At 61.0% G+C, this 26,269-nt stretch carries 22 protein-coding genes; 4 read left to right on the forward strand and 18 right to left on the reverse strand.

The window, feature by feature from the left end; translation table 11 throughout:
- Positions 1-45 precede the first annotated feature (45 nt).
- Positions 46-924: a GNAT family N-acetyltransferase gene (locus M8997_RS17405; RefSeq protein ID WP_250016030.1), complete on the forward strand. Its 879-nt coding sequence runs from the start codon at positions 46-48 to the stop codon at positions 922-924.
- A gap of 498 nt (positions 925-1,422) precedes the next feature.
- Here the strand turns inward: M8997_RS17405 and M8997_RS17410 are convergent, their stop codons facing one another.
- Genes M8997_RS17410 through M8997_RS17460 form a run of 11 tightly spaced genes read right to left on the reverse strand, consistent with a single transcriptional unit; the run spans position 1,423 to position 13,851 of the window.
- Positions 1,423-2,415 carry an Ldh family oxidoreductase gene (locus M8997_RS17410; RefSeq protein ID WP_250015475.1) on the reverse strand — a complete coding sequence of 331 codons (993 nt, stop codon included), beginning with the start codon at positions 2,413-2,415 and terminating at the stop codon, positions 1,423-1,425.
- Between the two features lie 13 nt (positions 2,416-2,428).
- Positions 2,429-3,202, reverse strand: coding sequence for a sulfite exporter TauE/SafE family protein (locus tag M8997_RS17415; protein WP_250015477.1), 774 nt, complete (start codon positions 3,200-3,202; stop codon positions 2,429-2,431).
- Positions 3,203-3,251: 49 nt separating this feature from the next.
- Positions 3,252-4,403, reverse strand: a complete 1,152-nt coding sequence (locus tag M8997_RS17420) for a M20 family metallopeptidase (protein WP_250015478.1) — start codon at positions 4,401-4,403, stop codon at positions 3,252-3,254.
- 7 nt (positions 4,404-4,410) lie between these two features.
- Positions 4,411-6,777, reverse strand: coding sequence for a penicillin acylase family protein (locus tag M8997_RS17425; protein ID WP_250015479.1), 2,367 nt, complete (start codon positions 6,775-6,777; stop codon positions 4,411-4,413).
- A 10-nt stretch (positions 6,778-6,787) separates the two neighbouring features.
- Positions 6,788-7,768, reverse strand: a complete 981-nt coding sequence (locus M8997_RS17430) for an ABC transporter ATP-binding protein (protein WP_250015480.1) — start codon at positions 7,766-7,768, stop codon at positions 6,788-6,790.
- Positions 7,765-8,760 carry an ABC transporter ATP-binding protein gene (locus tag M8997_RS17435; RefSeq protein WP_250015481.1) on the reverse strand — a complete coding sequence of 332 codons (996 nt, stop codon included), beginning with the start codon at positions 8,758-8,760 and terminating at the stop codon, positions 7,765-7,767. The genes M8997_RS17430 and M8997_RS17435 overlap by 4 nt, the downstream gene beginning before the upstream one ends.
- A gap of 11 nt (positions 8,761-8,771) precedes the next feature.
- Positions 8,772-9,560 (reverse strand): SDR family NAD(P)-dependent oxidoreductase, encoded by a 789-nt coding sequence (locus tag M8997_RS17440; protein ID WP_250015482.1) that lies wholly within the window; start codon positions 9,558-9,560, stop codon positions 8,772-8,774.
- 9 nt (positions 9,561-9,569) lie between these two features.
- Positions 9,570-10,433 carry an ABC transporter permease gene (locus M8997_RS17445; RefSeq protein ID WP_250015483.1) on the reverse strand — a complete coding sequence of 288 codons (864 nt, stop codon included), beginning with the start codon at positions 10,431-10,433 and terminating at the stop codon, positions 9,570-9,572.
- Between the two features lie 10 nt (positions 10,434-10,443).
- On the reverse strand, positions 10,444-11,364 hold the full coding sequence (locus M8997_RS17450; RefSeq protein ID WP_250015485.1) for an ABC transporter permease subunit: 921 nt from the start codon (positions 11,362-11,364) through the stop codon (positions 10,444-10,446).
- A 16-nt stretch (positions 11,365-11,380) separates the two neighbouring features.
- Positions 11,381-12,871 (reverse strand): ABC transporter substrate-binding protein, encoded by a 1,491-nt coding sequence (locus tag M8997_RS17455; protein WP_250015487.1) that lies wholly within the window; start codon positions 12,869-12,871, stop codon positions 11,381-11,383.
- A gap of 47 nt (positions 12,872-12,918) precedes the next feature.
- Positions 12,919-13,851 (reverse strand): polysaccharide deacetylase, encoded by a 933-nt coding sequence (locus M8997_RS17460; protein ID WP_250015489.1) that lies wholly within the window; start codon positions 13,849-13,851, stop codon positions 12,919-12,921.
- Positions 13,852-13,948: 97 nt separating this feature from the next.
- Here M8997_RS17460 and M8997_RS17465 point away from each other — a divergent pair, with 97 nt between their 5' ends.
- Positions 13,949-14,749, forward strand: a complete 801-nt coding sequence (locus tag M8997_RS17465; RefSeq protein ID WP_250015491.1) for an IclR family transcriptional regulator — start codon at positions 13,949-13,951, stop codon at positions 14,747-14,749.
- Positions 14,750-14,960: 211 nt separating this feature from the next.
- Here the strand turns inward: M8997_RS17465 and M8997_RS17470 are convergent, their stop codons facing one another.
- Both M8997_RS17470 and M8997_RS17475 read right to left on the reverse strand, forming a co-directional pair.
- Complete coding sequence (locus M8997_RS17470; protein ID WP_250015493.1) at positions 14,961-16,058, reverse strand: aldo/keto reductase; 1,098 nt, start codon at positions 16,056-16,058, stop codon at positions 14,961-14,963.
- A 50-nt stretch (positions 16,059-16,108) separates the two neighbouring features.
- Positions 16,109-17,071: an MBL fold metallo-hydrolase gene (locus M8997_RS17475; protein WP_250016032.1), complete on the reverse strand. Its 963-nt coding sequence runs from the start codon at positions 17,069-17,071 to the stop codon at positions 16,109-16,111.
- A gap of 92 nt (positions 17,072-17,163) precedes the next feature.
- On the opposite strand from M8997_RS17475, the gene M8997_RS17480 reads away from it, so the two are divergent.
- Complete coding sequence (locus tag M8997_RS17480) at positions 17,164-18,126, forward strand: LysR family transcriptional regulator (protein WP_371929596.1); 963 nt, start codon at positions 17,164-17,166, stop codon at positions 18,124-18,126.
- Between the two features lie 184 nt (positions 18,127-18,310).
- Here M8997_RS17480 and M8997_RS17485 read toward each other — a convergent pair whose 3' ends face one another.
- Positions 18,311-19,234, reverse strand: a complete 924-nt coding sequence (locus M8997_RS17485; RefSeq protein WP_250015497.1) for a LysR substrate-binding domain-containing protein — start codon at positions 19,232-19,234, stop codon at positions 18,311-18,313.
- Positions 19,235-19,347: 113 nt separating this feature from the next.
- Between M8997_RS17485 and M8997_RS17490 the strand changes: the two genes are divergently transcribed.
- Positions 19,348-20,238 carry a fatty acid desaturase family protein gene (locus tag M8997_RS17490; protein ID WP_250015499.1) on the forward strand — a complete coding sequence of 297 codons (891 nt, stop codon included), beginning with the start codon at positions 19,348-19,350 and terminating at the stop codon, positions 20,236-20,238.
- A 68-nt stretch (positions 20,239-20,306) separates the two neighbouring features.
- On the opposite strand, the gene M8997_RS17495 is transcribed toward M8997_RS17490, so the two are convergent.
- The 4 genes from M8997_RS17495 to M8997_RS17510 all read right to left on the reverse strand — a co-directional run bounded on the left by M8997_RS17495 (position 20,307) and on the right by M8997_RS17510 (position 26,265).
- Positions 20,307-20,444, reverse strand: a complete 138-nt coding sequence (locus tag M8997_RS17495; protein ID WP_250015500.1) for a hypothetical protein — start codon at positions 20,442-20,444, stop codon at positions 20,307-20,309.
- A gap of 303 nt (positions 20,445-20,747) precedes the next feature.
- Complete coding sequence (locus tag M8997_RS17500; RefSeq protein WP_250015501.1) at positions 20,748-22,262, reverse strand: ATP-binding protein; 1,515 nt, start codon at positions 22,260-22,262, stop codon at positions 20,748-20,750.
- Positions 22,259-22,978, reverse strand: coding sequence for a response regulator (locus M8997_RS17505; protein ID WP_250015502.1), 720 nt, complete (start codon positions 22,976-22,978; stop codon positions 22,259-22,261). The genes M8997_RS17500 and M8997_RS17505 overlap by 4 nt, the downstream gene beginning before the upstream one ends.
- 140 nt (positions 22,979-23,118) lie before the next feature.
- The gene (locus M8997_RS17510; protein WP_250015503.1) at positions 23,119-26,265 is read right to left on the reverse strand and encodes an efflux RND transporter permease subunit; all 3,147 of its coding nucleotides are present in this window, start codon (positions 26,263-26,265) and stop codon (positions 23,119-23,121) included.
- Positions 26,266-26,269 lie beyond the last annotated feature (4 nt).

Here is a 26,269-nt window from a genome sequence, read left to right on the forward strand (position 1 = left end):
ATGATGCGGCAGGATATGCCTGCGGGAGGGAGCGAATAGGCCGAGATGCGGAATTCATTGCAATTGCAATCGTTCGAGCTGGTTGCGCGCGACATCGCCGAGGCGGATATCGCCTCGCTCCATGCCCTGTCGCTGGGCGTCGGCTGGCCGCACCGGCCCAAGGATTGGGAACAGCTGCTGCAGACGGGACCGGGCATCGTTGCCGTCGATGGTATCGGGCGCGTGTTCGGAAGTGCGATGTGGTTTCCGCACGGCGACGATTTCGCGACGATCGGCATGGTGATCACCACGCCCCGCGCGCAGGCGCAGGGCAATGGCCGCTGGCTGATGGATCAGGTGCTGGGTCGCTGCAAGGGCCGATATCTGAGCCTCAACGCGACGCATGCGGCCCATGCGCTCTATCTTTCGCTGGACTTCCGGGACGAGGCTGTCGTCTATCAGTGCCAGGGCGAGGCGGCGCTGACATTGCCGCCATTGCCGCCGCTCGACGGCGAGCTTGCCCCCATATCCGCCGGGATGCTGGGCGATATTGCGGATCTCGACGCCCGCGCCTTCGGTGTCGATCGCGGCGATCTCCTCGACATCATCACCCGCAAGGCGGACATCGTCGTCCTGAAGCGCGACGGCAAGCTCGCCGGCTATTCCTGCTGCCGCGATTTCGGCCGCGGCAAGGTCATCGGACCCATAGTCGCCTCCAGCGACCGCGACGCGGTCCACCTCGCCGCGATCCACCTGCAGAAACTCAAGGGCGAATTCGTTCGTGTCGATACGCGGGAAAAGGACGGGCTTTTTGCCGACTTCCTGGCGCAGTGCCGGCTTGGCGTGTATGGAACCGTCACGACAATGTCCAAGGGAAGACCCTTTCTCAACCGCAAGCCCGCCGAACCCTGGATCTATGGGCTCGCCGCCCATGGCTGGGGCTGATACCCATTGAACATGGGCACAACCGGCCCACGTGGTAGGATAGATTTTCGGCCTCAAAAAATATTTCGCCCTGCAAGCTGCTGATCTTGCTCTTTTTTCTTCCGGCAACCAAAATAAATTGCACAGACTTATCCCACCACTTTGAAACCGGGTTATTTTGATTCGGTCCTTTCCAGTGGGGGAGCAGCTTCCGGAGCTGTTTCGACAAGCTGGGGAAGGATGGCGTTGCCGGACAGTCGGAAGTGACAATCCCGATTGGCCAGCAAACTGCAGAAGGAAACGGAGGTAGCGCTCTTGTTTCCGGGTTGTTGCGTCTGACAAGCGTGACAATGGCAGGCAAAGACGTCGCGGGCGGTCTTCGGACCTCGACCCTGATACCTACTGACGCGCTGAAGACCGCCCGTCTCCCCCCATTTCAATGACCAGACGCGATTTCGCGGGCGTGGTGAGGATTTTGCTTATTCAAGCAACTGGGGCTGAATCACGCAAACATCAAAGTTAAGGCAAGGCGTGAAGAAGCTGCATAATGTCCGCGTCGAGCTCCAGCCCCTCCGTCAAAGCCTGGCGCCTCCGGGCGGCGCCACGCTTCCCCGGAAGGCGCGCACCCGGGTCATCGCCGATCATCTCGGCCAGCATGGAGAGGCGCGGCAGCATGTCCCCACCGCCGGACGCTTGCGGATCGATAACGATTATCGTCTGGCCGAGCGCGGGCGGGGGCCCTTTGTCGTCGAGCAGGGATGAGGCTTCATAGGCGAACTGCGCGCCGGTTATGCCGGCCGCAAGGATCTCGACCATCAGCGCCAGAGCTGCGCCCTTCGCCTCTCCGAGCGGCAGCATCGTCCCCTCTAGCGCCATTGCCGCATCCGTCGTCGGCTGACCATCCTTGTCGAGCGCCCAGTCCGGGGGGATGCCGACGCCCTTCTGCTTGGCTGCAACGATCTTGCCGCGGGCGGCCTTCGAGAGGGCGAGATCGATGACGACGGGGTCAGCGCCGGCCAAAGGGGCGGCAAAGGCAATGGGATTGGTGCCAAACATCGCAGTCCTGCCACCCCAGGGGGCCATGGCCGCGGGCGCATTGGCGACCATCAGCGCCACAAGTCCTTGTTCGGCGAAGCGTTCGACGGTGAGCGCCATGACGCCGGCGTGATGCGAGCGGTGAATGGCTGCAAGAGCGATGCCGTTCCGGCCGGCCAAAGGCGCCAGCTCTGCTACGGCCATATCCAGCGCTGGATAGGCGAAGCCGAAACCGGCATCGATGCGCAGCACGGCCTCGGCCGTCTTCGTGGCGACGGGAATGGCGAAGCCATCCACCTTTCCGGCCAGCGCTTGCGCGGCATAGGCTGGAACGCGACGCAAGCCATGACCGCTCTGGCCGGCCGCCTCAGCGGCGACAAGAGCCCTGGCGGTGGAACGGGCATTCCCGGCCGCCACCTTGTTTCGGGTGAGGATGGCAACGACCATATCCTCCGCTTCAGAAATGCTCAGACGCATGGGGCACCTATTTTCAGGATCCTAACAGTTGCAGCGCGGCGGCAAGCCCCGGTATGGCCAGTGAGGCTCCCGACGCGCAGAGGAGAACGAAGACGATGAGCTTCAGATGTTTTCCCGCAATCGGCAGCGGCAGGCGGCGGGCAAGCTGCGTGCCGGCCATGACCGGGACGATGGCAAAAAAGGCTGGCCAATAATGACGGTCCGGGAATGTGCCGTCGGCGATCACGACGCCAAGCCGGAGCAGTGCGTTCACGCCAAAGATGGTCACCAGCGTTTCCCGGATTGCCACAAGCGGCAGCGGTTGGCGATAAAGATGGTAGACAAGCGGCGGACCACTGGTGGAGAACATTCCGCTCATCAGGCCGGAAAAAATGCCGAAGGTGACGAAAGAGCGATCGCTGGCGGGCTGCTTCTCGCGCTTCGGCGGCAAGACGAGTTGTAGCGACGAGACGATGATGATCGCGCCGAGGAGGATTCGCATGAGGACGACGCCGTTCTCGGCAAGGTGCTCGATCAGCAGATAGCCGATCACCAGCGACGGCAGGCTGCTCAGAAGGACGAGCACGAGCGTTTTCTTCAGCACTTCGTTCCAACCCTTGCTCAGCATCATGGAGGCATTGACCAGGGTGAGCACGCTGGTCACCACGGCCGCGTCCTGAAGCGGCATCATCGCGCCCAGTGCAACGGCACCCATCAGAATAAGGCCGAAGGCGAAGCCGGTTAACGCCTGCACGTAGGCGGCAAGGCCCGCCATCACCATGAAGGCCAGAGCCTGATTGATGGTCAACCTGCTTGCCTCCGCCCGGCGGCTGATGCGCCGGTTCCTGCCTGTGTGCTCATACCTTGCTGTCCAGCGACGCGATCAGGTTAGCGAGCAGAGCAGTTCGCGGTGCCAGGCTGCCGATCAGGATATGTTCCTCGAATGTATGCGCTCCGCCTCCGTCGGCACCCAGTCCGTCAAGGGTCGGAACGCCAAGGGCCGCCGTGAAGTTTCCGTCCGATCCGCCGCCGGTTGTCATGCCTTCCAGTGCAATGCCGAGTTCGCTCGCGATCCTGGCCGCGTGATCGAAGAGGCGGCGTCCCTCTCCGCTCTGCGCGAAGGGTGGTCGATTGATCGCGCCCGAGATATCGAAGGTGATGTCGGGATCGACCGGCGTCATGTTCCTGATCTTGCCGATGACTTCGGCTGCCGTTGCTGCGTCCGGCAGGCGCAGGTCGAGTTGCAGGCGGCATTCCGCCGGCACGGTATTGCGCCCGGTGCCGCCCTCGATCGTGCCGGTGGTTACCGTGATGCCGCGATCGGGATCATTCAGCGCTTCGAGCTCCAGAACCAGCCGGGCTGCGGCACGAATTGCCGAGCGCCCGTCAAGCGGGTGGACGCCCGCATGCGAGGCGCGGCCGCGCACGACGACGTCGAACAGTCCGACGCCTTTGCGCGCAGTGACGATCTTGCCGCCGTCCCGCGCCGGCTCGACGACGAGCGCGTAGGCGGCATTCGTTGCGAAATCCTCTATCACCGGCCGCGAGCTTTTCGAACCCACCTCCTCGTCCGGAACCACGAGCAGCTCGATCGGGAGGTTATGCCCCGCTTTCATCACGAGCGTCATGGCCTCGATCGCCATCAGCACGCCTGCCTTCATGTCATAGATGCCGGGGCCGTAGAGCCGGTCCCCCTCCTGTCGAAGCGGCAACTTTTCGCCGATCGTGCCGATTGCGTGCACCGTATCGATATGCGCGAGAATCAGGATGCTCTTGGCGTTGTAGCGCTCAAGGCGTGGCGTGCGGAGCGTTACGATGTCGCCGAAGCCGAGCGTGCCCGGCCTACGTTCGACGGCGAGGCCTGCTTTGCGGCCCACCTCTTCCAGGCGGTCCGCCAAACGATTGACCGCTGCTGCATCGCCGCTCGGCGTCTCCGCCCTGACCCAGAACCGGAGTTCCTCGAGCAACCGCTCGACATCGACATCGCTGGCCGTGATTGGCAGGTTCATTTGCGGGTCACTCCATCATTTCGGCAGGCACGAGCCGGATCAGGTGCGTCGTCGCGGCGTCGACTTTCTCCCGGCTATAGAGCAGCGGCACGTACTCGCCACGCGACCAGCATTCGGAAAGATCGGCATAATGCGGCGACCGCGGATCGCCCGACTGGCCAGGTGTATTGACGCAGACGCTGTTGTCCCATTGGCCGACATCCATCACCAGCCGCACGGAAGCGCCGGCATTGACGCCGAAATCGCTGATCCGATACGCCGCATGCATCGGCGTGGAGCGGCTGCCACCGAGCGGCAAGGGACCCACGTTCCATTCCGTATCGGTTTCCGGCTTCACACGGCTCGCCGCATGCTCGAAAAGCGCCTGGTGGAGGTTTCCCCACCGCCATGCCGCCGGATCCGGCCCAAGCCGGGCAGCGCAATCTTGCCAGCCCTTCGTCAAGGTCGAAAGGACCAGCGCGTCCCGCTCTTCGACGCTCCAGAACCGTTCGGGCATCTGGAGCAGGGAGAGAAGCCGGTCAAAATCGCCGGGCAGCAGGAGCTGGCGGACGGTCGCGTTCGGCGCGAAGCGCGCCAGCAGGCCGGGCCGCAGGTGCTTCATCCACCAAACTTCAAACAATGCGGCCGGTGCGCTCCCTGCCTCGAGGCGGTAATCCCAGCCCTCGAACAGTTCAAGCCCACTGGCCTGCGCCCCATCCATCTGCACGCGCGATGCAATTTCCCGGAGCACGCCGATGATCACCTCGGCGGGCCGCGAAAATACATCTGTCTGCAGGGCCATCGATGCGGACAGCGTATGGCTGTGATCACCGCCGAGCACGGCCTTGATGCGCTTTGCCCGGCTGCCTTCCGCCCATTCATGGCCAATGGACGGCGCGCCAGGATCGCGATCCGCGGGCAGGTTCATCTCGTTGGCTGAGGCCACGAAGCCAGTGGCTGGATTGAAGCTGCGCGGAAGCTCCGTCGCCGGCAGGAAGCCCTCCCATTCGTGGCTGCCGTCACCCGGCACCGGCAGGAGACCCTGCCAATTGCGGCGCATCGGCGAGAAGCCAGCGGTGAACCAGCCGATGTTGCCGTCAACATCGGCGCTGACATGATTGACCGAGGGCGTGCCCCAATGGTCAAGGGCATCCGCGAACCTCTGTGTCGAGCGGCTTCGCATGTAGGACAGACTGCCGAGATAGGCGGCCGAGCCAGGAGAATGCCAGACGGTGCGCATGGCGACCGCCCGGCGGCGCGCCCTGTCCTCGTGCAATACCGGTCCATGGCGGGTAAAGCACAGCGTCAGCACCTGCTCTGCACAACCACGGACGGCGAAAGCTTGCTGGATCCGCTCGATCTGTTCCCAGCCGGTGCCATAGCGGTATAGATCCGGCTCGCCCTCCTTCGTCTCGTAGACGTAGATGTCCTCCTGGTCCGCGCCGAAGATGGTGAGGCCGAAGGCGGTGCGCTCGTTGTGGCCAATCGAGACGCCCGGCGCGGTTGGCTCGCCCGTGCCGATAATGTTGATGCCCGGGGCCTCCAGGTGCACCAGGTAGCGGAGCGAAGGGACAGCATGGGCCCGGTGCGGGTCGCTCGCCAGGATTGGTCGGCCGCTCTGCGTGCGCGAGCCGTGGACTGCCCAGTTGTTGGAGCCTTCCTCGGCACTGCGCTGAACAACCTCGCCAAGATCCGTCACCTCAGACCAACTCCAGGCATCGGCAAGGCTTGACGACAACCGCTCCTTTTCGAACGTGACCGGCGCCGTCGCAAGCTTGAACAGCCGCACGGCCTGTAGAGGAATATCCGCGTAGGCCAGTCCTTCCGCCAGTTTCGGTTCCACCGGCGGATCGAGCTCGAAGCGCAGCAGGTCGGTTGTCGCATCGGTCATCGCCATGACATTGGCGCGCAGAATCTCGGAGACGCCGTTGCGGGTCAACGCATGGGAGCGTATCCGCACCACGTCCTCCGGCTGCCAGCGAGCAGGGTGCGTGCCAAAGACCGCGAACTCGGGCGGCAGGCGCTCCGCCTCCCGCTCGCACAGAGCGATGTAGGCATTCACGCCGGCGGCAAAGGCAGTACAGATCACCTGCGTGTCATCGGCATAGGCAAGCCATTCGGCTGCCATGTCGCCGCGGTAGAGGAAGTGCCGCGCGGCATGATCCTGGGCGAGATAACCTGGACCGAAATCGGCGGCCAGCAGACCCAGGCCGCGCTTGCGCCACAGGTCGAGCTGCCAGAGCCTGTCGCGTGCGGCATTGAATCCCTGCAGGAGAAAGAGGTCGGCCTCGCTCGCCGCCCGGATGTGGGGTATGCCCCAACGGTCGATCCGGATTTCCGCCTCGGCCTCCAGCCCGGAAAGTCCAATGGTTTCTTCAGTTGCACGGTCGGTCATGGCGGCATTTTCAAACATGATGGCAGGCGACACTTGCACCGTCAGGACGCGGCGTCAGCTCGGGGCGGACTTTCGAACAGATTTCGGTCGCCAGCGGGCAACGCGTATGAAAGGCGCAGCCGGAGGGGATGTTTGCCGGGCTCGGCAGCTCTCCCTGCAGGATGAAGCGCTGCTTGCTCCGCTGAGCTATCGGATCAGCCTCAGGTACAGCCGACATCAGCGCCCGGGTGTATGGATGCTTGGGATTTGCGAAGAAGGTGTCCCGATCTGCCATCTCCACGAAGCGACCGAGATACATCACCACCACCCGGTCGCAGATGTGCCGCACGACACTCAGGTCGTGCGAGACGAAGAGGTAGGCGACGCCCATGCGCTGTTGCAGCGCGACGAGCAGGTTGAGGATCTGCGCCCGCACCGAGACGTCGAGCGCCGAGACCGGCTCGTCGCAGATCAGGAGATCCGGCTCCAGGGCAAGGGCGCGGGCGATCACGACCCGCTGACGCTGACCGCCGGAGAACTGGTGGGGATAGCGGTCGGCATGTTCTGGTCTCAGGCCAACCTGCGTCAGCAACTCCGCCACGCGGTCTTTCAGCGCCTTGCCCCTGGCTATGCCGCGCACGATGAGCGGTTCGGCGATGGTCGCCCCGATGGTCGAGCGCGGATTCAACGAAAGAGCAGGGTCCTGGAAGATCATCTGCACCTTTCGGCGAATGTCGTTGAGCTTGCGGCGATCAGCCCCGACCACTTCGTCTCCGCCAATCTTCACGCTGCCGGAAACCGGGGCCTGGAGTCCGACGATCGTGTTGGAAAGCGTTGACTTGCCACAGCCCGATTCGCCGACAAGGGCTACAGTTTCCGCCTTTCTGATCTCCAGATCAACGCCGTTGACGGCCTTGACGACCGCCCCCGAGGAACCGAGGAGCCCGGCGCGGCCACCGAAATGCACGGCCACATCTTTCAACTCGAGAACAATCTGCAGGTTATCGATCATGCGGCTACCTCACGGATTTCGGCCATGCGGTCGATGTGCCAGCAGGCGGAGCGGTGTCCGCCGCCGCGATCGAACAATGGCGGCTGTTCGGCACGACATTTTTCGGTCGCCAGCGGACAGCGGTCAGCGAAGCGGCAGCCGGCCCCGAACTCGTTCGGCGTGGGCACCCTCCCCTCGATCGTCGCAAGGTCCGCCTTCGGCGCGTCGCTGAGCTTGGGGATGCTGGCGAGCAGAAGCGCCGTGTATGGGTGCTGGGGCTTCTCGAAGAGTGTCTGGACGGGAGCAATCTCGGCGATGCGTCCGGCATACATGACCGCCACATCGTCGGCGATATCGGCGACAACGCCCATGTCGTGGGTGATGATGACGATCGAGGTGCCGCGTTCGGCGACGAGCTTCTTCATCAGGTCGAGGATCTGGGCCTGGATGGTCACGTCAAGCGCCGTGGTCGGCTCGTCGGCCACCAGTACGCGCGGACTGCAGATCAGCGCGATCGAGATCATTATGCGCTGGCACATGCCCCCCGACAGTTCGAATGGATACTGGTGGAACCGCCGGTCGGGATCGGGAATGCCGACATCGGCAAGCATCCGGCGCGCCCGAGCATGGGCCTCGGCGCGGGGCACGTTGTGATGCGTCCTATAGGCGGCGGCGATCTGGGCACCCACCGTCGTCAGCGGATCGAGCGATGCGCTCGGCTCCTGGAAGATGATCGAGATGTCTTTGCCCCGTGTCTTGCGCATGTCACGCTGCGACAATGCCGTAAGGTCACGATCGTCGAGACGGATGTGGCCGCCGGAACGCCGCGCTGCGGGCGGCAACAAGCCGAGCATGGCATAGCACGTCAACGATTTGCCGCAGCCGGATTCCCCGACCAGGGCCATCACCTTTCCCGGTGCGACGGAGAACGATATTCCGTCGACGACATTGGCTCCGGCGATCTCGACCGTCAAACCCTCCACGGAAAGCAATGGGCGCGGGTGTATCTCCATCCGGCGCTCCTCTAGCCTGCGCGTGCCGGTGGGACCGGTTCGGGGCGCTTGTAATTCCCAATCGAATTGCCGCCGTCGACGCTGAGCACGGCGCCGGTAATGAACGCCGCCTGCCCGGAACAGAGATAGGCAATCGCACTTGGCGCATCGTCCGGACCGCTGGAGCGTCCCAGTGGAATGTTCTTCAGCATGTTCTCGACATAGGCCTCGTCGAGGGCCGAAACCTCGCTGCCCGGCGCAAAGCCCGGCTCCACGACATTGACGCGGATTCCATGATGGGCAAGTTCCATCGCAAACCCCTTGGACAGACGCTCGATGGCGGTCTTGGAGGTGCAGTAGGGCACCGAGTTCTGGTTCATCTTGCGGGCAGCGCCGGAAGAGATGTTGACCACCGATCCCTGCTTGCCCTCGGCGATCATCAGCTTTGCCATCTCGCGCGTGAGTACGAAGGGCGCCCGCAGGTTTACGCCGAAGACGCGATCCCAGTCGGCAAATTCCATATCGAGCAGGCTGAACCGGGTGTAGATGCCTGCATTGTTGACGAGGATGTCCGGCGCCTTCCATTCGCGCCGCACCAGTTCGACAAGGTCGAGCATTGATACATCGCTCGTCAGTTCCGTGGCATGCAGCAGGGTGGTGGCGGGATTGAGATTGAGATCCGCCGCCACCTTCTCGAGCGCGTCCATGCGGATGTCGCTGAGGCAGAGCCGGGCGCCGCGCTTGGCGAAATAGGCCGAGGTCCAGCTGCCAAAGATGCCGGCGGCACCCGTGATGACCATTGTTTTATCTTGGAATTCCATGGGGTAACCTCAGCGGGAACGGGAGCGCGGGTCGAGCTGGTCGCGCAGCCAGTCACCGAGCACATTTACGGAAAAGACGAGAAGGAAGAGGCAAACGCCCGGGACGGCAACGATCCACCACGCGCGTTCGAGATACTGGCGGCCGACGCTCATGATCGAGCCCCAACTGGCCGACGGCGGCTGAATGCCGAGCCCGAGGAAGGAGAGACCTGATTCCATCAGGATCATCAGGCCGAACTCCGCGGTTGCCACGATCAGGATCGGGCCGGCGATGTTGGGCAGGACATGATGGAACAGGATGCGGACGGCCCCCGCCCCGGCCAGTTCCGACGCCTTGATGAAGGGGAGGTTCGACACCTGCAGCGTCTGGGCATAGGCGACGCGGGTATAGCGTGGCCAGCGGGTCAGTCCGAGGACGAGGACGAGCTTCAGGAAACCTGGGCCGAGCACGGCAACCGTCAGGACGGCCAGCAGGATGGCCGGGATTGACATCATGATGTCAACGAGACGCATGATGATCGTTTCGGTCCAGCCGCGGAACCAGCCGGCGAGCATGCCGAGCGAGACGCCAACCATGGTCGATACGATGACCGAGAGGGCTGCTACTCCCAGAGAAACCCTGGCGCCGTAAACAGTCCGAGAAAGAAGGTCGCGGCCAAGGTCATCCGTTCCCACCCAATAGGTGACACCCCGATAGGTGAATCCCGGCGCCTTCAGGCGGGCCAGCAGTGTCTGGTTGTTGGGGTCGGCAGGGGCCACGAGCGGCGCAAAAACCGCCAGGAGGACGATTGCCGCCAGCAAGACGGAAACGACGATCACCGAGGGTGGGACACGGCGAAGGCGCTGGCGGATGGCATGGGCGCTTGCGGTCACGATGATATCCTTACCTTACCAGGCGGATGCGCGGATCAACCACCACGTAGACGAGGTCGGCCAGTACGCTGGTCAGCACATAGACGAATGAAATCAGCAGCACGATTACCTGGACCACCAGGAAGTCGCGCGACTGGATCGATTGAATGGCGAGTTGCCCGATCCCCGGCCAGGCAAAGACGGTCTCTATGATCACGGCGCCGGCAAGCAGATTGCCGATCTCCAGCGCGGCGATGGTGATGACCGGGATCGAAGCGTTGCGCAGGACGTGGCGGAAGACAGTCTGGCCAAGCGACAGCCCCCGGGCAAGTCCCGCCCGGACGTAGTCCTTACCCAGTTCGTCGATGATGGCAATCCGTGACATCCGGGCAAAGGTGGACATCGAGAGCGCCCCCAGTGCGATCGACGGCATGATCATCGCACGAAGCTCGCTCGCTCCGGAGGTCGGCAACCAGCGCAGGGTGACGCCGAAAATGAAGATCAGCAGGATGGCCGAGAGGAATGTCGGCACGCTCTGTCCCGTCACGACGATGGCGGCAAGAATGCGCTCGATGGCGCTGCCGCGCATGGTGGCCATGATGATGCCGGACGGAATGCCGATGCCGATCGCCACCATCAGCGCCCCGGCGGCCAGCTGAATCGTATAGGGTAAGCGCGAGGCAACGATGTCGAGGGCGGGCACGCGCTGGACGACGGACATGCCGAAGTCCAGCTGCGTCAGTCCATGGAGATAGTCGATATATTGAACCCAGATCGGCCGATCGAACCCGAGCTGATGCCGCAGCTCGGCGATCATTTCGGCCGAAGCGTCCTGGGGGACCAGGAGAAGCGTCGGATCCCCGGAAAGATGCATGATGACGAAGACGATCGTGAGCACGCCGAAGATTGCAACGAGTGCCTGTATCAACCTCTGGACGGTGTAGTTCAACACGATCCCGCCCTCGCCCTCAATGCTGCCAACTCATGTCCATGACGAACATGGCTTCATTGGCAGACGGCGTCCATTGCAGGTTCTTGGCTGCGCCATAGAGCGCATAGACCTGATAGAGGCCGAGACCCGGGACGTCCTCGCGCAGAACCTCATAAGCTTGGGTATATAGCTCCTTGCGCTTTCCCTCGTCGAGGATGGCGCGCGCCTGGTCCACCAGCGCGTCGTACTTCTCGTTCTTGTACTTCGCCCAGATGCTGCCGCTGCGGAAAAGCGGAAAGATGATGCCGTCCGCATCCTGGCAGGCGCATGACCAGGCGCCGAAGGCCATTCCGCCGGCATTCTCTGCATCGCCCTGGCGACGCTTCAGGAAGGTGGCCTGGTCGCTTGAGGAGATCGTAACGTTCAGGCCGACTTCGTTTACCATCTGCTGGATGGCTTCCACGAGCGCGCGCGGATAGGACGGTGAGGTCAAGAACTCGACAGTTGCCCCTTCCGCACCGGCTGCCTTGACGAGTTCGGCTGCCTTCTGCGGATCATAAGGATAGCCTTCGACAGCCTCCGTGTAACCGAAGATGGGCTCGGCGCCGACGACGTTGATGGGCTTGCCGTAGCCCTCCAGCAAGGCATCCACGAGGCCCTGCTTGTCGATCGCATACGCAATTGCCTGGCGCACGCGCACGTCCTTGGTCGGGCCCGCCTCGGCATTCAGGTAAAGATAGCCGACGCGTTCGGTCTCACCCGTCAGAAGCTTGGTGCTGTCGCTCTCGATGGTGGATGCCTGGTCCGGTGGCACGTCGCGGATGAGATCCGCCTTGCCGGTTTTCAGATCGGCGATGCGCGTCGAAACGTCCGGAACGGCACGGAATACGACCTTCTCGAAGGGCGGCTCGCCACGCCAGTAATTGTCATAGGCCTCGAGCTCCGTCTGGATGCCCTTCTTCCAATCGGCCATCTTGTAGGGCCCGCTTCCGACCGGATGGAGGTTGAAGTCCTGGTCACCGACCTTCTCGACATAGGCCTTGGGCACGATCGACAGCTTCACGAGCTGGGCCAGCAGCGCAGGATATGGCGACTTCGTCGTCACTTTCACCGTCGTCGGATCGACAACCTCCGCCGTCGCGATCTGGTCGAACTGGGACAATTGCGGGCTCTTGAGCGCCGGGTCGATAATGCGATTGATCGAAAAGGCGACATCTTCCGCCGTCAACTTCGAGCCGTCCTGGAAGGTCACGTCAGCGCGGATCTTGAAGGTGATGGTTGTGTCGTTTTCATAGGTCCATTCGGTGGCGATCTGGGGGACGATCTTGCCCCCGCTGTCGCGGGTCAGGAGATTGTCGAAAATGTTGCGATACACCGTGTAGCTGTCGGTATTCCATTGCAGATGCGGATCGAGCGTTGCCACATCGTTCGGCAGGTCGATAGTCAGCGTCTCCTTGGTCTGGGCAATGGCCGTCGAGGCCATCAGGGCCAAAGCGAGGGACGCGATGAATGCTAGTCCTGGTTTCATGTCTTCACCCTCTCATTATTCATTATTCCAGCGTCATGGAACGAGTGTCATCTGGCAGGTTCGCCAGCGACAAGGCCGCACTCTTGGGCGCAGTAGCGGGCCAGCTCCGCATGGGTGCAGAACCAGACATCGCTTTTCGACTGCGCGAGCCGTATGATTTCCTCCAGAATGAAAATGCGGGAGCGATGACCCACGTGGTGCGGATGCAGAGTTACCTGGAAGAGACCGCCCTCCTCCCAGGCAACCTCCAGTTCGCGCTGCAGGATGTCTGCGACCATTCCAGGGCCGCCATAGGGGCGCGCACCAGTCATCCTGTCCATCGCCACATAGGGCGCATCGTCGCGGATCCACTCGACAGGGATCTCCACCAGGCCGGTCGGCTCACCATCTTCGAGCAACTCATAGGGCTCGTCGTCGGCCATCAGCGAAGAATCGTAGAGCAGGCCCATCTCTCGGGCGATCGCCAGCGTGTAGGGACTGAAATCCCAGGATGCGGTACGCATGCCAACCGGACGGACGCCCGAGAGCTTCTCCAGCACATCGGCAGCCCTCAGCGCCAGATCCCGCTCGGTTGCGTGATCGAGCCGCGAGTTGAACTCGTGGATCCAGCTGTGCATTCCAAGCTCGTGGCCGCCGGCAATGACGGCCTCGACCTCGCGAGGATTGATCATCGCCGACACTGCCGGCATGAAGAAGGAGGCAGGCACGCCATACTTTTCCAAAAGCGCCAATATGCGCGGCATGCCGCAGCGGGCACCGTATTGCCCCTGGCTCAGCCTGCTGATGGAGATGCCGCCATTCCTCAGCTCGAAGGTCTCGTGATCACTGTCAAACGAGATCGCTACAGCCATGCGGGCGCCGTGCTTCCATGACGCCGGCTTCAGAGATCGTCCGGCTCTTGCCTTGAATATCTTCTGGTGCCAGATTTCCTCCGCCCACATCCAGGGCCGGTGCTGATCGTGCTCTTGGGTGGCGCTCATTCGTAACCTTCGTCTTCTGGCGCTCTGCGTATCGCCTCTGCTCCAAAAGTGTTACAAGCTCAAGAATTAGTCAGCAAGCGAGGTATTGTTCACATATATGAACTCCGAAGTGAAGAGTGCCGGCCGTATCCTCGACCTTCTCGACTATCTCTCGCGGCGGCGCGAACCGGTGACGCTGTCGCAGATCATCCGGGACCTGGGCTTTCCGAAATCCAGCGCGCACGGCCTCTTGCAGACGCTCGCCGCGCGGGGCCACCTCACGCAGGACACCCGCGGCCGCTACATCCTGATCGAGACGAGCCATGGCTTTCCCTTCCGGCAGCACGAGGAGCCACTGGTCGTTACCGCGCGCCCGTTCATGGAGCGCCTGCGCGACCGGTCCGGCGAGACCGTCCTGCTTTCCACCATGAACGCTCATTGCGAGATTCGAAGGCTCGCCAAGTGCGTGAGCAACCAGCCGATCCGCTATGATGTGAACATGGACGCGGCGATCGCACCCTACTGCACGGCCACCGGTCGCCTGCTGCTTGCCCACGCACACCCGGACGTGCGCGACGATTACCTCTCACGTGTGCAACTGCTAACCTACACCCGCCACACCGTCACGGACCCTCAGCAGTTGCGCAGGCTGTTGAAGAGTATCTGCAATGACGGATATGCGGTGAACGATCAGGAATTCGTCACTGGATCCACTGGCATCGCTGCGCCGGTGCGAGATCGCGATGGAAATGTTGTCGCTGCCCTCAACCTTGGCACCTTGACATCCCGGTTTGTTGAACGCCGCGAACTGCTGATCCTGATGGTGCGTAGTTTCGCCCACGATATCAGCCGCGCCCTGGGCTATCAGGCAGCAAGACCAGGGCGGACCTTTGACGAGGGCAGACCTTCGCGAGGATGAAGAGCAGCAGGCCGCAGGGCAGGATCACGCACCCGCGACTTCGCCCGTACCGCTGAACACGCACCCGGCGTTATGCTGTTTTTCAAGAACAGTATAACCGCCGTGAGGATAAAACTCGCAGGGCGGCTGGGGTGCTGTAACGTTGTTGGCGGATTGCCATGAGATCCTGCCTCGATCCAATCGATCTCTGGTCGAGGTAGCCCCTCGACATTCACTGGCCGAGTCGGGCGCGAGCACTTGCCTGTGCCGACCGGATCAGGCCCTGGTACTGGGCGTCCTTGCCCGGATACCAGGGCATACGCCCTATATCGGCGAAGCCCGGGATCGTCTCCATGTGCTGCACCATGCGCCGGCGCATGGGCTCATCCGGCAGGGCGCCATACATGGCCTGCACATTGTCCTCCGCATGATCCGGGTTCGAGGTGCCGCACAGCACTGTCGTGACTGCCGGATGCGCCATCACCCATTTGAGGAAAAACTGCGCCCAGGTCACCGCTTCGAACTCCCGGGCAAAATCCGGCAACGGGCGGCCTTCGACCACCTTCATCAGCCGCGCCTTCTCCAGCGGCAGATTGATGAGAACGCCGACACCGCGGTCCGCCGCCGCCGGCAACAGACGCCGCTCGGCGCCGCGGTTGAAGATGGAGTAGTTCGTCTGGATGAAATCGACGCCGTCGCGCTCGACGATTTCGGCAAGCTGATCCTGCGCGCCGGTTTCATGATGGGTGACGCCGACATGGCGAATGCGGCCTTCCTTCTTCCAGGCCTGCATCAGCGGGATCACGACCGCCGCGTTGACAATGCTGTGGCACTGCATGAGGTCGATCGAATCGCGCCAGATACGCAGCCTCGACTGTTCGAAGCTCGCCAGCGCATGGCTCTCGTCACCGAGATATTCGCCGGTCGACCAGATCTTGTTGGCGACGAAGATGTCGGCTGCCTCCGGTGCTCCTGCCAGGAACGCGCCGACCGAGACCTCTGCCGATCCGTAGAGGGGCGATGTATCGACGACCCGGCCTCCGCCGGCGACGTAGCGCCGGAAGACCTCGCCGAGATGGCCACGATCGTCACCCGGGCGGGCGTCGAAGGTCAGGAAGGTGCCAAGGCCGAGCGTGGTAAGCTTCTGTTCCGTGCGCGGTATGGTCCGTGTCCGTGCCGTTGCCGTAGCCGCCGCAACGGACGCGCCTGGCTCGCCCTGGGCTTGCGCCGCAGTGGAAAGCAGCGGCGTTGCGGCCAGCATGGTGGCGCCGGTCCCGAGAGCGCCGATGAAGCCGCGTCGGCTGACGCCGAAATCCTGTTGTTCGCTCATGTTTCTTCTTTCCTGGGACGGTTGATTTGAATGGCTTGGTATTTCAGCGGTCAGAACTGCCAGTTGATCGGGACCCAGGCATAGGACGCATCCGTCCTGAGCATTCGGCCGAGGCCGGGGAACGGGTAATGGAAGCCGAGGACGAGAAGCCGGTCCGTCGCCGCCATATCGAAGATGCGGCGGCGGGATGCGAGGGCCGCATCCTTGTCGCGATCCGGCCCCGGCAGCCATGGCCGGTCGATATTGACGATGGGATGATAGGCAAGATCAGCGGTCAGCAGCAGCTGGTCGTTGCCGGACTGGACGAGGAAGTTCGCCATGCCGGGCGTATGGCCGAATGCCGGAAGCGTGACGAGGCCGGGAACGATCTCCGCACCGGGTTCATAGAGTTCGATGCCGTTGGTTACCGGTTCGACGCTGCGCTTGATCGCCGCTGCGAAATCGCGGCGGAAATCCTGCGGCACCGGCATATAGGAAAGGTCGGGGTCGTTGCGGACGAAGAAGTCCCAATCGGCACGCGGTGCAAACACGATCGCCCGCCGGAATGCCCTGCCGCCATCCGGGGCGCGAAGATTGCCGACATGATCCGGATGCGTGTGCGAAACGACCACGATGTCGATGTCGTCAGGCTGCAGGCCAATGGCGGCAAGGTTGGCGAATATGCGGCCACCTTGCGGGCCCATGGTCTGCCCCGCACCGGCTTCGAGCAAAATGCGCCTTCCATTCGTCTCGATGAGAAGCGTATTGAGGTTCAGCGTCAGGCGGTCGGCGGGCAGGAAAGCCTGCCTCAGGACATCCTGCAGTTCCGACTCCGGCGCATCGCTGGCATAGACGCGCGGCGGGCCCCCGATCAAACCGTCGCTCAGGACGGTGGCGGAGATATCGCCGATGCGAAAATGATAATGGCCGGCATTTCCACTCTTGATCGGGGGCGAGGCGGTGGGAGCAGCTTGGCCTAGAGCCGCGCCGGTTGGCAGGACCAGCCCAGCTGCGGCCGACGCGGCCGTGAGCATGATCTTCCTGCGGTTCAACGTGATCTCGACCATGTTCCTCATCCCGTCCCGATGCCTCACCGCGGACGATGCGTTGCGCGGCTTCACAAGGGATGACACGGATCGGTCGTACGGATAAGCTAATCAAAATAGATCAGCTTATTAAGCAAGGCTTTGCAATGCGGCCACTACGCCTGGACAGTCTGGAAATATTCGAGGATGTGGTGCGCCGTGGCGGCTTCAGGGCCGCAGCGCTTTCACGGGGCGTATCGTCGTCGGCGGTCAGCCAGTCGATCAGCGTTCTCGAGGAGGCGCTGGGCATCCGCCTGCTGAACCGGACAACGCGCAGCGTCGCGCCCACTGAAGCCGGTGAGCAGTTGCTCGAGCGCCTGCGGCCCGCTCTCCACGATATCCGGACCGCGATCGACGATCTGAACCAGCTGCGCGAGCGCCCATCCGGCACGGTGCGCATCAATGCACCGGGGCCGGCGGCCGACCATATCCTGTGCCCCCTCGCCTTCGCCTTCATGGAGATCTACCCCGACATCAATGTCGAAATCATCAGCGATGCCGCCATCATCGATATTGTCGAACAGGGTTTCGACGCCGGCGTGCGCTTTGGCAACCAGCTTGCACAGGACATGATCGCCATGCCGCTCGGCCCTGCGCTGCGCTACGCCATCGTCGCCTCGCCCGAATATCTGCGCGGGCGCGGCCATCCAGAAGTGCCGGGCGATCTCTTGCAGCATGACTGCATCCGTCGCCGTTTCCCCGGCGGGACCATGGCGACGTGGAGATTCGGGCAGAACGGTGAAGAGGTGGAGATCACGCCGAAAGGCCGGCTGACGCTGAGTTCGGCCCATCAGGAATTGCAGGCAGCCCGCGCGGGATCTGGCATTGCCCATCTTTTTGAGGATTATGCCCGCGCCGACGTCGAACAGGGTCGGCTCGTCGAATTGCTCGGCGACTGGAAGCAGGAACTGCCGAGCTGGTATCTCTACTATCCGAGCCGGCGGCACACCAGTGCGGCCATGCGGGTCTTCCTCGACTATGTCCGCCATCATAAATGGCCGTAATCGAGAAGTGATGGCTAGGTGCCCATCAGCATCATTCGATTGGGTGAAGTCAGCGCCGATCGAAGCCCGCAAAAGGCGGGCAATAGTCCTGGAGAATTGGTACCATCTGGTGGCCGGAGGGAAGCGCGTTGCCACGGAAAACCAACGTGACAACGCCAATGTGATGTTTCGCAGTTCGTGCCTTTCATTGCAGCACTGGCGATTTTATCGATCTCGTACATTCTTCCAAAAACCATGCCTTGAAGGCCGTCACCACCATCTTCTTGACACTCCGTCGCGGTATCGTCAGGAAATAGGGTTGAGCAAGTTCAAGCGCGTGATTGACGGGTTTGATAAGCGTGCCGGCTTCGATTGGCCTCGCAGCAAACATGCCTTGCGCTAACGCTACGCCCAGTCCGCCCAGGGCTAGATCAAGGGCTGCCCTTGACGAGTTTGTCGTTAGGCCTTTGCGTACATCCCCAGTCGGCACTACCAATGCCGTATCAAACCAACTGCGCCACGACGGAAAACTTGCCGCGGCAGGTCCCCAATCCGTATGGATGAGCGGCACCGTCAACAGGCTCGCAGGCGTGTCCAATGATCCATGCTCGGCCAGGAAACCTGGTGAACAGACGGGATAGACGGAATCTGTCATAATCTCTTCCGAATCGTGGTCCCGATAATGAAAGCGTCCATAGGACAACCGGATATCGATCAGATCACGCTCGAAAGGGACCGGATCCTCCTCACCTCTGAGTGAAATGTCGACCAAACCATGTACCGCAATGAAGTCTGGCAACCGGGTTGAAAGCCAGCCCATTGCGACAGACGGTGGTACCGACACGACCAGCGAGGGTCGTCGTTCACCACCACTCAATTCGCGAGAAACACTCCTTAATTCGTCAAAGGCTATCGCCAGCCGCGGCAGAATTTCCCTGCCCGCTTCCGTGAGTACGGCGCTCCGATTGATCCTGTGAAACAGTTTTCGAGCCACCTGGTCCTCAAGCGCACGAATAAGCTGGCTGATGGCGGCTGGCGAGACCGAAAGCTCCTTCGCGGCCGCCACGAAACTGCCGCAGCGAGCCGCAGCCTCGAAGGCTTCTAAACTACGGAGAGAAAAGGCGCTCATACGAGAGAAATAGATAAGTTCATCTTATCATAATCGCATAAAACGTCGTTTTGGAAAAGGCACCTCGTTGCGTAGGGTCCAATCTCTCGATCTGTTCAACCTGGGAAAGTCCGATGGATCACCGAACCATTATCGCATCATTGACGCCGGAGGAACGCAACCATCTGACCGCCAGGTCAAATATTGCGGGTATTGTTCAACTGGCGGGACATTGGGGCGCTATCATTGTCCTCGGCTGGCTAATTGCCGTGCGTGTGCCCTTGTGGCCCTTGCTTGTTCTGCCGCAGGGCATTTTGATCGTGTTCTTGTTCACCCTTCTACACGAATCTGTGCACCGTACGCCTTTCAGGACGCAGTGGCTGAGCGACATTGTCGCGCGGGTGTGCAGCTTCATGATTGTCCTGCCGGCGGACTGGTTCCGCTACTTTCATTTTGCTCATCACCGCTTTACTCAGGATCCGGACAATGATCCAGAGCTAGCGGAACCAAAGCCTGAAACCGTGCGGGAATATCTTGTCCACATAAGCGGGATTCAGGTTTGGTACAGCCAGTTGAAGACGCTCGGAGTAAATGCCATGGGATATGGCAGCGAACCATTCGTACCGGCAAAGGGGCGCAACAAGGTCCGCCGCGAGGCACAGATGATGATCCTCGGCTACGCCGTTGTGACTGGAACGTCCATATATCTGCAGACGGCTGCCCTCATCTATGTCTGGATCATACCCGCAATATTGGGGCAGCCTTTCCTGCGCCTTTACTTGCTTGCCGAGCATGGTCGTTGCCCCTATGTCGCCAACATGCTGGAGAACAGCAGGACGACAACGACGACATGGCTGGTCCGTAAGCTCGCGTGGAACATGCCATACCATGCCGAGCATCACGCATATCCAGGGGTGCCATTCTATCGGTTGCCGGAATTCCATGCACTCATCAAAGGCCACCTTAAGCAAACCGAGGCCGGGTACGTACGGTTCCACACCAAATACCTGACGCGGACACCATAGGAAAGCGCTTGCTGGGGTCTAGAGACCACGGCCGTTCCGGAGCGCCTCATCCGACGGTTTCCGGTCGATCAGGCCACCAGGGAATTCATCGCCAGGCCAAACCCGACGATCAAGGCCAGGAGCAGTACATCGACAAGCAGTTTGCGAACACCGCCGTAAGCTCTGCTTTGCACGCGGCTCACATAATCCTCGCGGTAATTTTCCATGACGTTACCTCTTATTTCTTGGGTCTTCATCGGCACGACGGCTGGGCCTGTCGCGCGTTGCCTACCTCGGTTTCGACTTGAGGCAAGCCTACCGCAACCCTGTCCCAGGAATGTCCCCGGGGCGGTTTGAACTGTAATCAAGTGTAACGAGATGTCGCGGCGGCGGTAGCGAAGTGGAAACTATCGGAGGTTGAGTCCTGACGAATAACCTGTCCGCCCTCAGGATGGGGCGCAGTGCAGGATATGGACAACAGATAAGCGCTGTCGTCTTCGGCTCTTTGGAACAAGGAGCCGAGAAATCGATCAGGACGAGATTGGGCTTGCCTGTCGTCCGCGGCGGAACCTCGTTGCCGCCGTCGCAAATCTCCAGCGCTTGGGGTCGATGGCATGCCCGCCCTCGCCTTCGTCGTGACGCGGCAGAGAAATAATCGTCTGCATTCCGACATCCTTGGAAACGAAGATGATATCGCCGCCATGTTGACGAGCGACTGCTCGTGCAATCGCAAGGCCAAGCCCGATTCCGCCAGTCTCCTTGTTGCGGGATGTCTCCAATCGGAAGAAGGGAGCAAAGACCTTTTCTCTCATCTCTTCCGGGATGCCTGGGCCACGATCCTCGACGACAATATCGACGCTGTTTGCCGTTTGAAGAATGAGTACCTTGGCTTCATCACCGTATCGGACTGCGTTCTCGATGACATTGCGTATCGCACGTCTAAGCCCATCCGGCCGGCACCGATAAGCGATCTTGTCGGCAGGGATCAGGGTTACAGGTCGGCCCAGTTCCTCCTGATCGTCGCATATGCTGCCGATCAACGCCTCCAGCTGGATCGGACGGGTTTCTTCCTCTGTCGATTCGCCTCGAGCAAACGCGATCGCGGCCTCGGTCATGCTCTGGAGCTCTTCGATCGTCATCAGCATCTTTTGCTGTATCTCCACGTCCTTGACGAACTCCGTCCTCAGCCTGAGAGAGGTCAGCGGAGTGCGCAGGTCATGACCAATCGCCGCGAGCATCTTCGTCCTGTCATCGATGAACCGGTGCAGGCGCGCTTGCATCTGGTTGAAGGCAGATGCCGTCCGCCGAATTTCCTCGGGTCCCTTCTCTTCCAACGGAGGCAGGTTCTCCCCGCGCCCCAGTGCCTCCGCGGCTCTCGCCAGACTCTTGAGTGGATGGGCAATGCGATTTCCTATCAGGATACCGATTATCGCGAGCACGACGGCGGTGAGAGCAAGCGAGCTGAAGGATGTCGACGTCCACCAGCTATCCTGTTTCATGTAGAAGGCCGCATTCAAGTACCGTCCGTCATCCAGTTTCACGACCATGCCGTATCCACGCGCTCCGTCGAAGTAGGTATATTTGACGGGTTGGGGCAGCGCCCATATGTCTTGATACGGAGTTTTCCAGTCTTCGCCGTGATTGGAAGATGCGACCTTCTTGGCGCTGGGTATTTGTGCTACTGCCGTGCCACCTTCGAAGAGCCGGACGAGATCGATATAATTATCGAGCGGACGGGTATATTGCCTGACTGCTTCCATTCGCCATGAGGGCGCGTCTGCAGCGTCGCTATCGCTGATCCAGAATCGCGAATCGCCGGTTTCACTGGCAGAAAGGACCTGCTGCCGAAACTGGGGAACAGCCTCATTGACGAGAAGGGTCATCGTGCGCGCGCGACTGAAGAATTCGCTTTTTGCGGCCGCATCCAGCGCCTTCGAATGCTCTTTCCACGAGATTACGAATGTTATGGCCTGGGCTATAAGCAAAGCCGCGAGCGTGAACCCGATGAACTGCGCAGCAAGGCTTCTCGTCCAGATTCTTATCATTCCAGGGATACCTCTGCCGAAAGGCTGTATCCGCCACCCCAGTGCGTCTTGATGATCGTCGGGTTTTTGGGATTGTCCTCGATCTTCTTTCTCAGGCGGCTGACCTGATTGTCGATGCTGCGATCGAAGATATCGGCGGTTCGACCGACCGTAAGATCGAGAAGCTGCTCCCGGCTCAGGACAAGACCCGGCCGCCCGATGAAAACCTTCAACAGACGGAACTCGGCTGAACTGAGAGGAATTCCGACGCCATCGTCACCGGAAATCTCCTGGCGCCCCAGATTGACGCGCCAGGGTCCGACGCGGACATTCTTCGGGTTTGCTCCCGTGAACTGCAAAGGCGTATTGCTGGATCTGCGCAATACCGCCCGAATGCGGGCCAACAGCTCCCTCGGATTGAACGGCTTCACCAGATAATCGTCCGCACCGAGTTCCAGTCCGATGATCCGGTCCGTGTCGTCCGCCATCGCGGTCAGGAAAATTATGGGCGTCCCGCTCGATGCACGCAGATGCCGACAGACCGAGAGTCCATCTTCACCTGGCATCATCACATCAAGGACGATCAGGTCGACGACCTGCTTTTCCAGAAGACGTCGCAGCGCAGCGCCGCCTTCCATGGCGCTGACTTTGTAACCCTGCTGTTCAAGATATTGTTGAACAAGATCTCGAATATCGCCGTGATCGTCAACGACCACGATATGTGCGGCTTCGTCCATGCTGGTACCCTTTTCTCGATGAACGATACATTAAAAAGGCGGGGTTTCGCAGTCGAAAAAGTGTATCAAAGTTTCACAGCCTTTGTCCTTGGAGTCGGTTCCGCATAGCTGCCGCACGCGGCGCGATGCGAAGCTGGCTGCTACTCCGCCGGCGCATCGGCCAGCGGCCGAGAGCGGGGTGACCTCGATGATCCGATGCTGGTCAACGCCCGTGTTGCAACATACACCGCCGGGATCATGAATATGCCGAGAAGCGTAGCGGAAATCATCCCGCCCATCACGCCGATGCCAATCGAATTCTGGCTGCCAGCGCCTGCACCCGACGCGGTCGCCAGTGGCAAGACGCCGAGGATGAAGGCGAATGAGGTCATGAGAATGGGTCGCAGGCGTTGACGCGCCGCCTCTATCGTCGCTTCGATGAGTGTCTTGCCCTTCGACTCCTCCACCGTCGCAAATTCAACGATAAGGATCGCGTTCTTGGCCGTAAGCCCGATCGTCGTAAGCAAGCCCACCTTGAAGTAGACGTCGTTCAACTGGCCAAAATAGCTTGCCGCGGCCAAGGCTCCCAAAATGCCCACTGGAACCGAAAGCATGACGGAGAAAGGTATCGTCCAGCTTTCGTAAAGTGCCGCCAGTGCCAGGAAAACGACAATCACCGAGATGATGTAGAGCTGGAGCGCCTGGTTCCCTGCAAGCCGTTCCTCTGCCGACAATCCGGTCCATTGGTGTGAAAAACCCTCCGGCAGATCGTCGACCATGCGGTCGACCTCTTCCATCGATTGTCCAGAACTCACTCCCGCCGCGGGTGAACCCTGCAATTGCACGGCAGAGACACCATTATAGCGCTCCAGCCTCGGCGACCCGAAGCTCCAATCCCCGGTCGAGAACGACGAAAGCGGGACCATCTCACCTGCATTATTTCGGATATGCCAGCGCTCGAAATCCTCGGGCTGCATGCGAAATTCCGCGCCGGACTGCACATATACGCGCTTCACGCGGCCACGGTCCAGGAAATCATTGACGTATGTGCCGCCCCACGCGGTAGACAGCGTCGAGTCGATATCCGACAGCTCGATGCCCAAGGCACTTGCGCGGTCACGATCTATGGATACGAAAAATTGCGGCGTATCGTCCTGTCCGTTCGGACGCGTGCCGGTCAATCTCTCATTCTGCGTGGCAGTGCCCAGGAGCTGGTTCCGTGCAGCCATGAGGGCCTCGTGCCCGGCATTGCCCGTGTCGCGGAGAAAGAAATCGAAGCCGCTATTGTTTCCGAAGCCGGGGATCGCCGGGGGAGCAAGCGCGACCACGCGGCCATCTGATATACTCCTGAAAGCGGCCATGGCTCGTTGTGCAATCGCCGCCGCCGTGGACTCCGGTGTTCGTCTTTGCTCGAAGTCCTTGAGAGCCACGAACACGGTCGCAACGTTCTGCCCTTGCCCGCCGAAACTGAAGCCAACCGATCCGAAAATTCCCTCGACGTAATCAGCCTCGTTGGTCATGTAGTGCTCGATCACTTGATCGAGGACCCTCCGCGTTCGATCGGCCGTCGCACCGGGCGGCAGCTGAACCGCCGTGACGAGGCGCCCTTGGTCCTCTTCAGGTAGAAACGCAGAAGGCAGGCTGGTGAACAGAGCGCCAACTCCAGCTGCAATTGCGATAAACAGGATGACACCAATCGCCATGCGGCGAAGAAGGGCCTGGGTCGTTCGCTGGTACATGCCAGTGAAGCTGGCAAAGCCGGCATTGAACCATCGGAATGGTGCGGCCTTGGCGCCCCCATGTTTCGGTTTCCTGAGGAGCGATACGCAAAGAGCTGGCGTGAGAACCAGCGCCACAAGAACCGACAGGACCATCGCCGTAACAATCGTAACTGAGAATTGCCGGTAGATGATGCCGACGGAACCCGAGAAAAACGCCATCGGGATGAACACCGCAGCCAGAACCGTCGTTATGCCGATCAAAGCGCTGCTGATCTCGCCCATCGACTTGATCGTCGCTTCACGCGGGCCGAGATCCTCTTCCTCCATTACCCGCTCGACATTCTCGACAACGACGATGGCATCATCCACCAGGAGGCCGATAGCGAGCACCATGCCGAACATTGTGAGCGTATTGATGGAATAGCCGAACAGCCCCAGGACAGCGAACGTTCCGAGCAATACGACCGGAATGGCCAATGTTGGAATGATCGTTGCCCGGATGTTCTGCAGGAACAGATACATGACCAGAAAGACGAGGACGACGGCCTCGATGAGGGTCACCACCACACCTTCGATCGACAATCGGACGAAAGGCGATGTGTCGAACGGATAATGGACGTCCACACTCGATGGAAAATTGACGCGTTGCCGCTCGATCTCGGCGCGTATGCCCTCGGCCGTCTCCAACGCATTGGCCCCGGCTGTCAGTCTGAAACCAATCCCGGCAGCCGGCGTGCCGCTATATGTGCTCGAATTGTTGTAGCTCTCGGCACCGAGCTCAACCTTTGCAACATCGTTCAGGCGGATAACGGAGCCATCTGCGGCGCTATCCAATATGATCTCCTCGAACTGTTCTACCGTTTGCAGGCGGCTCCCTGCCGTGACCGTCGCATTGAGTTGCTGGCCACGTCGTTGTGGCAGGGCACCAAGCTGTCCGGCGGAGACCTGGGTATTTTGCGCTCGCACCGCCTGCGTCACATCGCTGGCCATCAGACCGTGCTGCGCCAGTTTGTCGGGATCGAGCCAGATACGCATGGCGTAACGGTCGGAGCCCAGAAGCCGCGCCTCGCCAACGCCCGGCACCCTTCTCAACGTGTCCATTAGCGACGTATCGATGAAGTCGGCAATATCGTTCCCGTTGAGACTGCCGTCGGAAGATGCGAAAGCGGCAATCAGGAAAAAGCTCGCCGTCGATTTCGAGACCGTCAAACCGCTGTCCAGCACGGCTTGCGGCAACCGCGCCTCGACGAGCTGAAGGTTGTTCTGGACCTGCATTTGCGCCACGTCGGGATCGGCGTCATTGGTGAATGTGAGCGTGATCGAAGCTTCCCCGGTGGCTGCGGAGTTCGATGAGATGTAATCGACATTGTCGATCCCGGTCATGCCTTGCTCGATTACCTTGGTAACCGAATCCTCGACCGTTTTCGCATCAGCTCCAGGATAATTTGCTGTAATCCGGACAGCGGGCGGTGCGATTTGAGGGTATTGGGATATCGACAGCGTCGGGATCGACAAAGCGCCAGCCATCATGATCGCTATGGCGAGGACGAAGGCAAAGATCGGTCGTTCGATGAAGAAGCGGGACATGAAT

The sequence above is a fragment of the Phyllobacterium sp. 21LDTY02-6 genome, assembly GCF_023554255.2.
GTDB lineage: Bacteria > Pseudomonadota > Alphaproteobacteria > Rhizobiales > Rhizobiaceae > Phyllobacterium.

Coding starts and splice junctions, on each gene's coding strand:
- M8997_RS17405 (WP_250016030.1), top strand. CDS start 46: ATGCGGAATTCATTGCAATTGCAATCGTTCGAGCTGGTTGCGCGCGAC.
- M8997_RS17490 (WP_250015499.1), top strand. CDS start 19,348: ATGGATCACCGAACCATTATCGCATCATTGACGCCGGAGGAACGCAAC.
- M8997_RS17435 (WP_250015481.1), bottom strand. CDS start 8,760: ATGGAGATACACCCGCGCCCATTGCTTTCCGTGGAGGGTTTGACGGTC.
- M8997_RS17420 (WP_250015478.1), bottom strand. CDS start 4,403: ATGAACCTGCCAATCACGGCCAGCGATGTCGATGTCGAGCGGTTGCTC.
- M8997_RS17510 (WP_250015503.1), bottom strand. CDS start 26,265: ATGTCCCGCTTCTTCATCGAACGACCGATCTTTGCCTTCGTCCTCGCC.
- M8997_RS17425 (WP_250015479.1), bottom strand. CDS start 6,777: ATGACCGACCGTGCAACTGAAGAAACCATTGGACTTTCCGGGCTGGAG.
- M8997_RS17505 (WP_250015502.1), bottom strand. CDS start 22,978: ATGGACGAAGCCGCACATATCGTGGTCGTTGACGATCACGGCGATATT.
- M8997_RS17430 (WP_250015480.1), bottom strand. CDS start 7,768: ATGATCGATAACCTGCAGATTGTTCTCGAGTTGAAAGATGTGGCCGTG.
- M8997_RS17485 (WP_250015497.1), bottom strand. CDS start 19,234: ATGAGCGCCTTTTCTCTCCGTAGTTTAGAAGCCTTCGAGGCTGCGGCT.
- M8997_RS17500 (WP_250015501.1), bottom strand. CDS start 22,262: ATGATAAGAATCTGGACGAGAAGCCTTGCTGCGCAGTTCATCGGGTTC.
- M8997_RS17465 (WP_250015491.1), top strand. CDS start 13,949: ATGAACTCCGAAGTGAAGAGTGCCGGCCGTATCCTCGACCTTCTCGAC.
- M8997_RS17475 (WP_250016032.1), bottom strand. CDS start 17,071: ATGCTCACGGCCGCGTCGGCCGCAGCTGGGCTGGTCCTGCCAACCGGC.
- M8997_RS17480 (WP_371929596.1), top strand. CDS start 17,164: ATGACACGGATCGGTCGTACGGATAAGCTAATCAAAATAGATCAGCTT.
- M8997_RS17440 (WP_250015482.1), bottom strand. CDS start 9,560: ATGGAATTCCAAGATAAAACAATGGTCATCACGGGTGCCGCCGGCATC.
- M8997_RS17495 (WP_250015500.1), bottom strand. CDS start 20,444: ATGGAAAATTACCGCGAGGATTATGTGAGCCGCGTGCAAAGCAGAGCT.
- M8997_RS17410 (WP_250015475.1), bottom strand. CDS start 2,415: ATGCGTCTGAGCATTTCTGAAGCGGAGGATATGGTCGTTGCCATCCTC.
- M8997_RS17470 (WP_250015493.1), bottom strand. CDS start 16,058: ATGAGCGAACAACAGGATTTCGGCGTCAGCCGACGCGGCTTCATCGGC.
- M8997_RS17455 (WP_250015487.1), bottom strand. CDS start 12,871: ATGAAACCAGGACTAGCATTCATCGCGTCCCTCGCTTTGGCCCTGATG.
- M8997_RS17460 (WP_250015489.1), bottom strand. CDS start 13,851: ATGAGCGCCACCCAAGAGCACGATCAGCACCGGCCCTGGATGTGGGCG.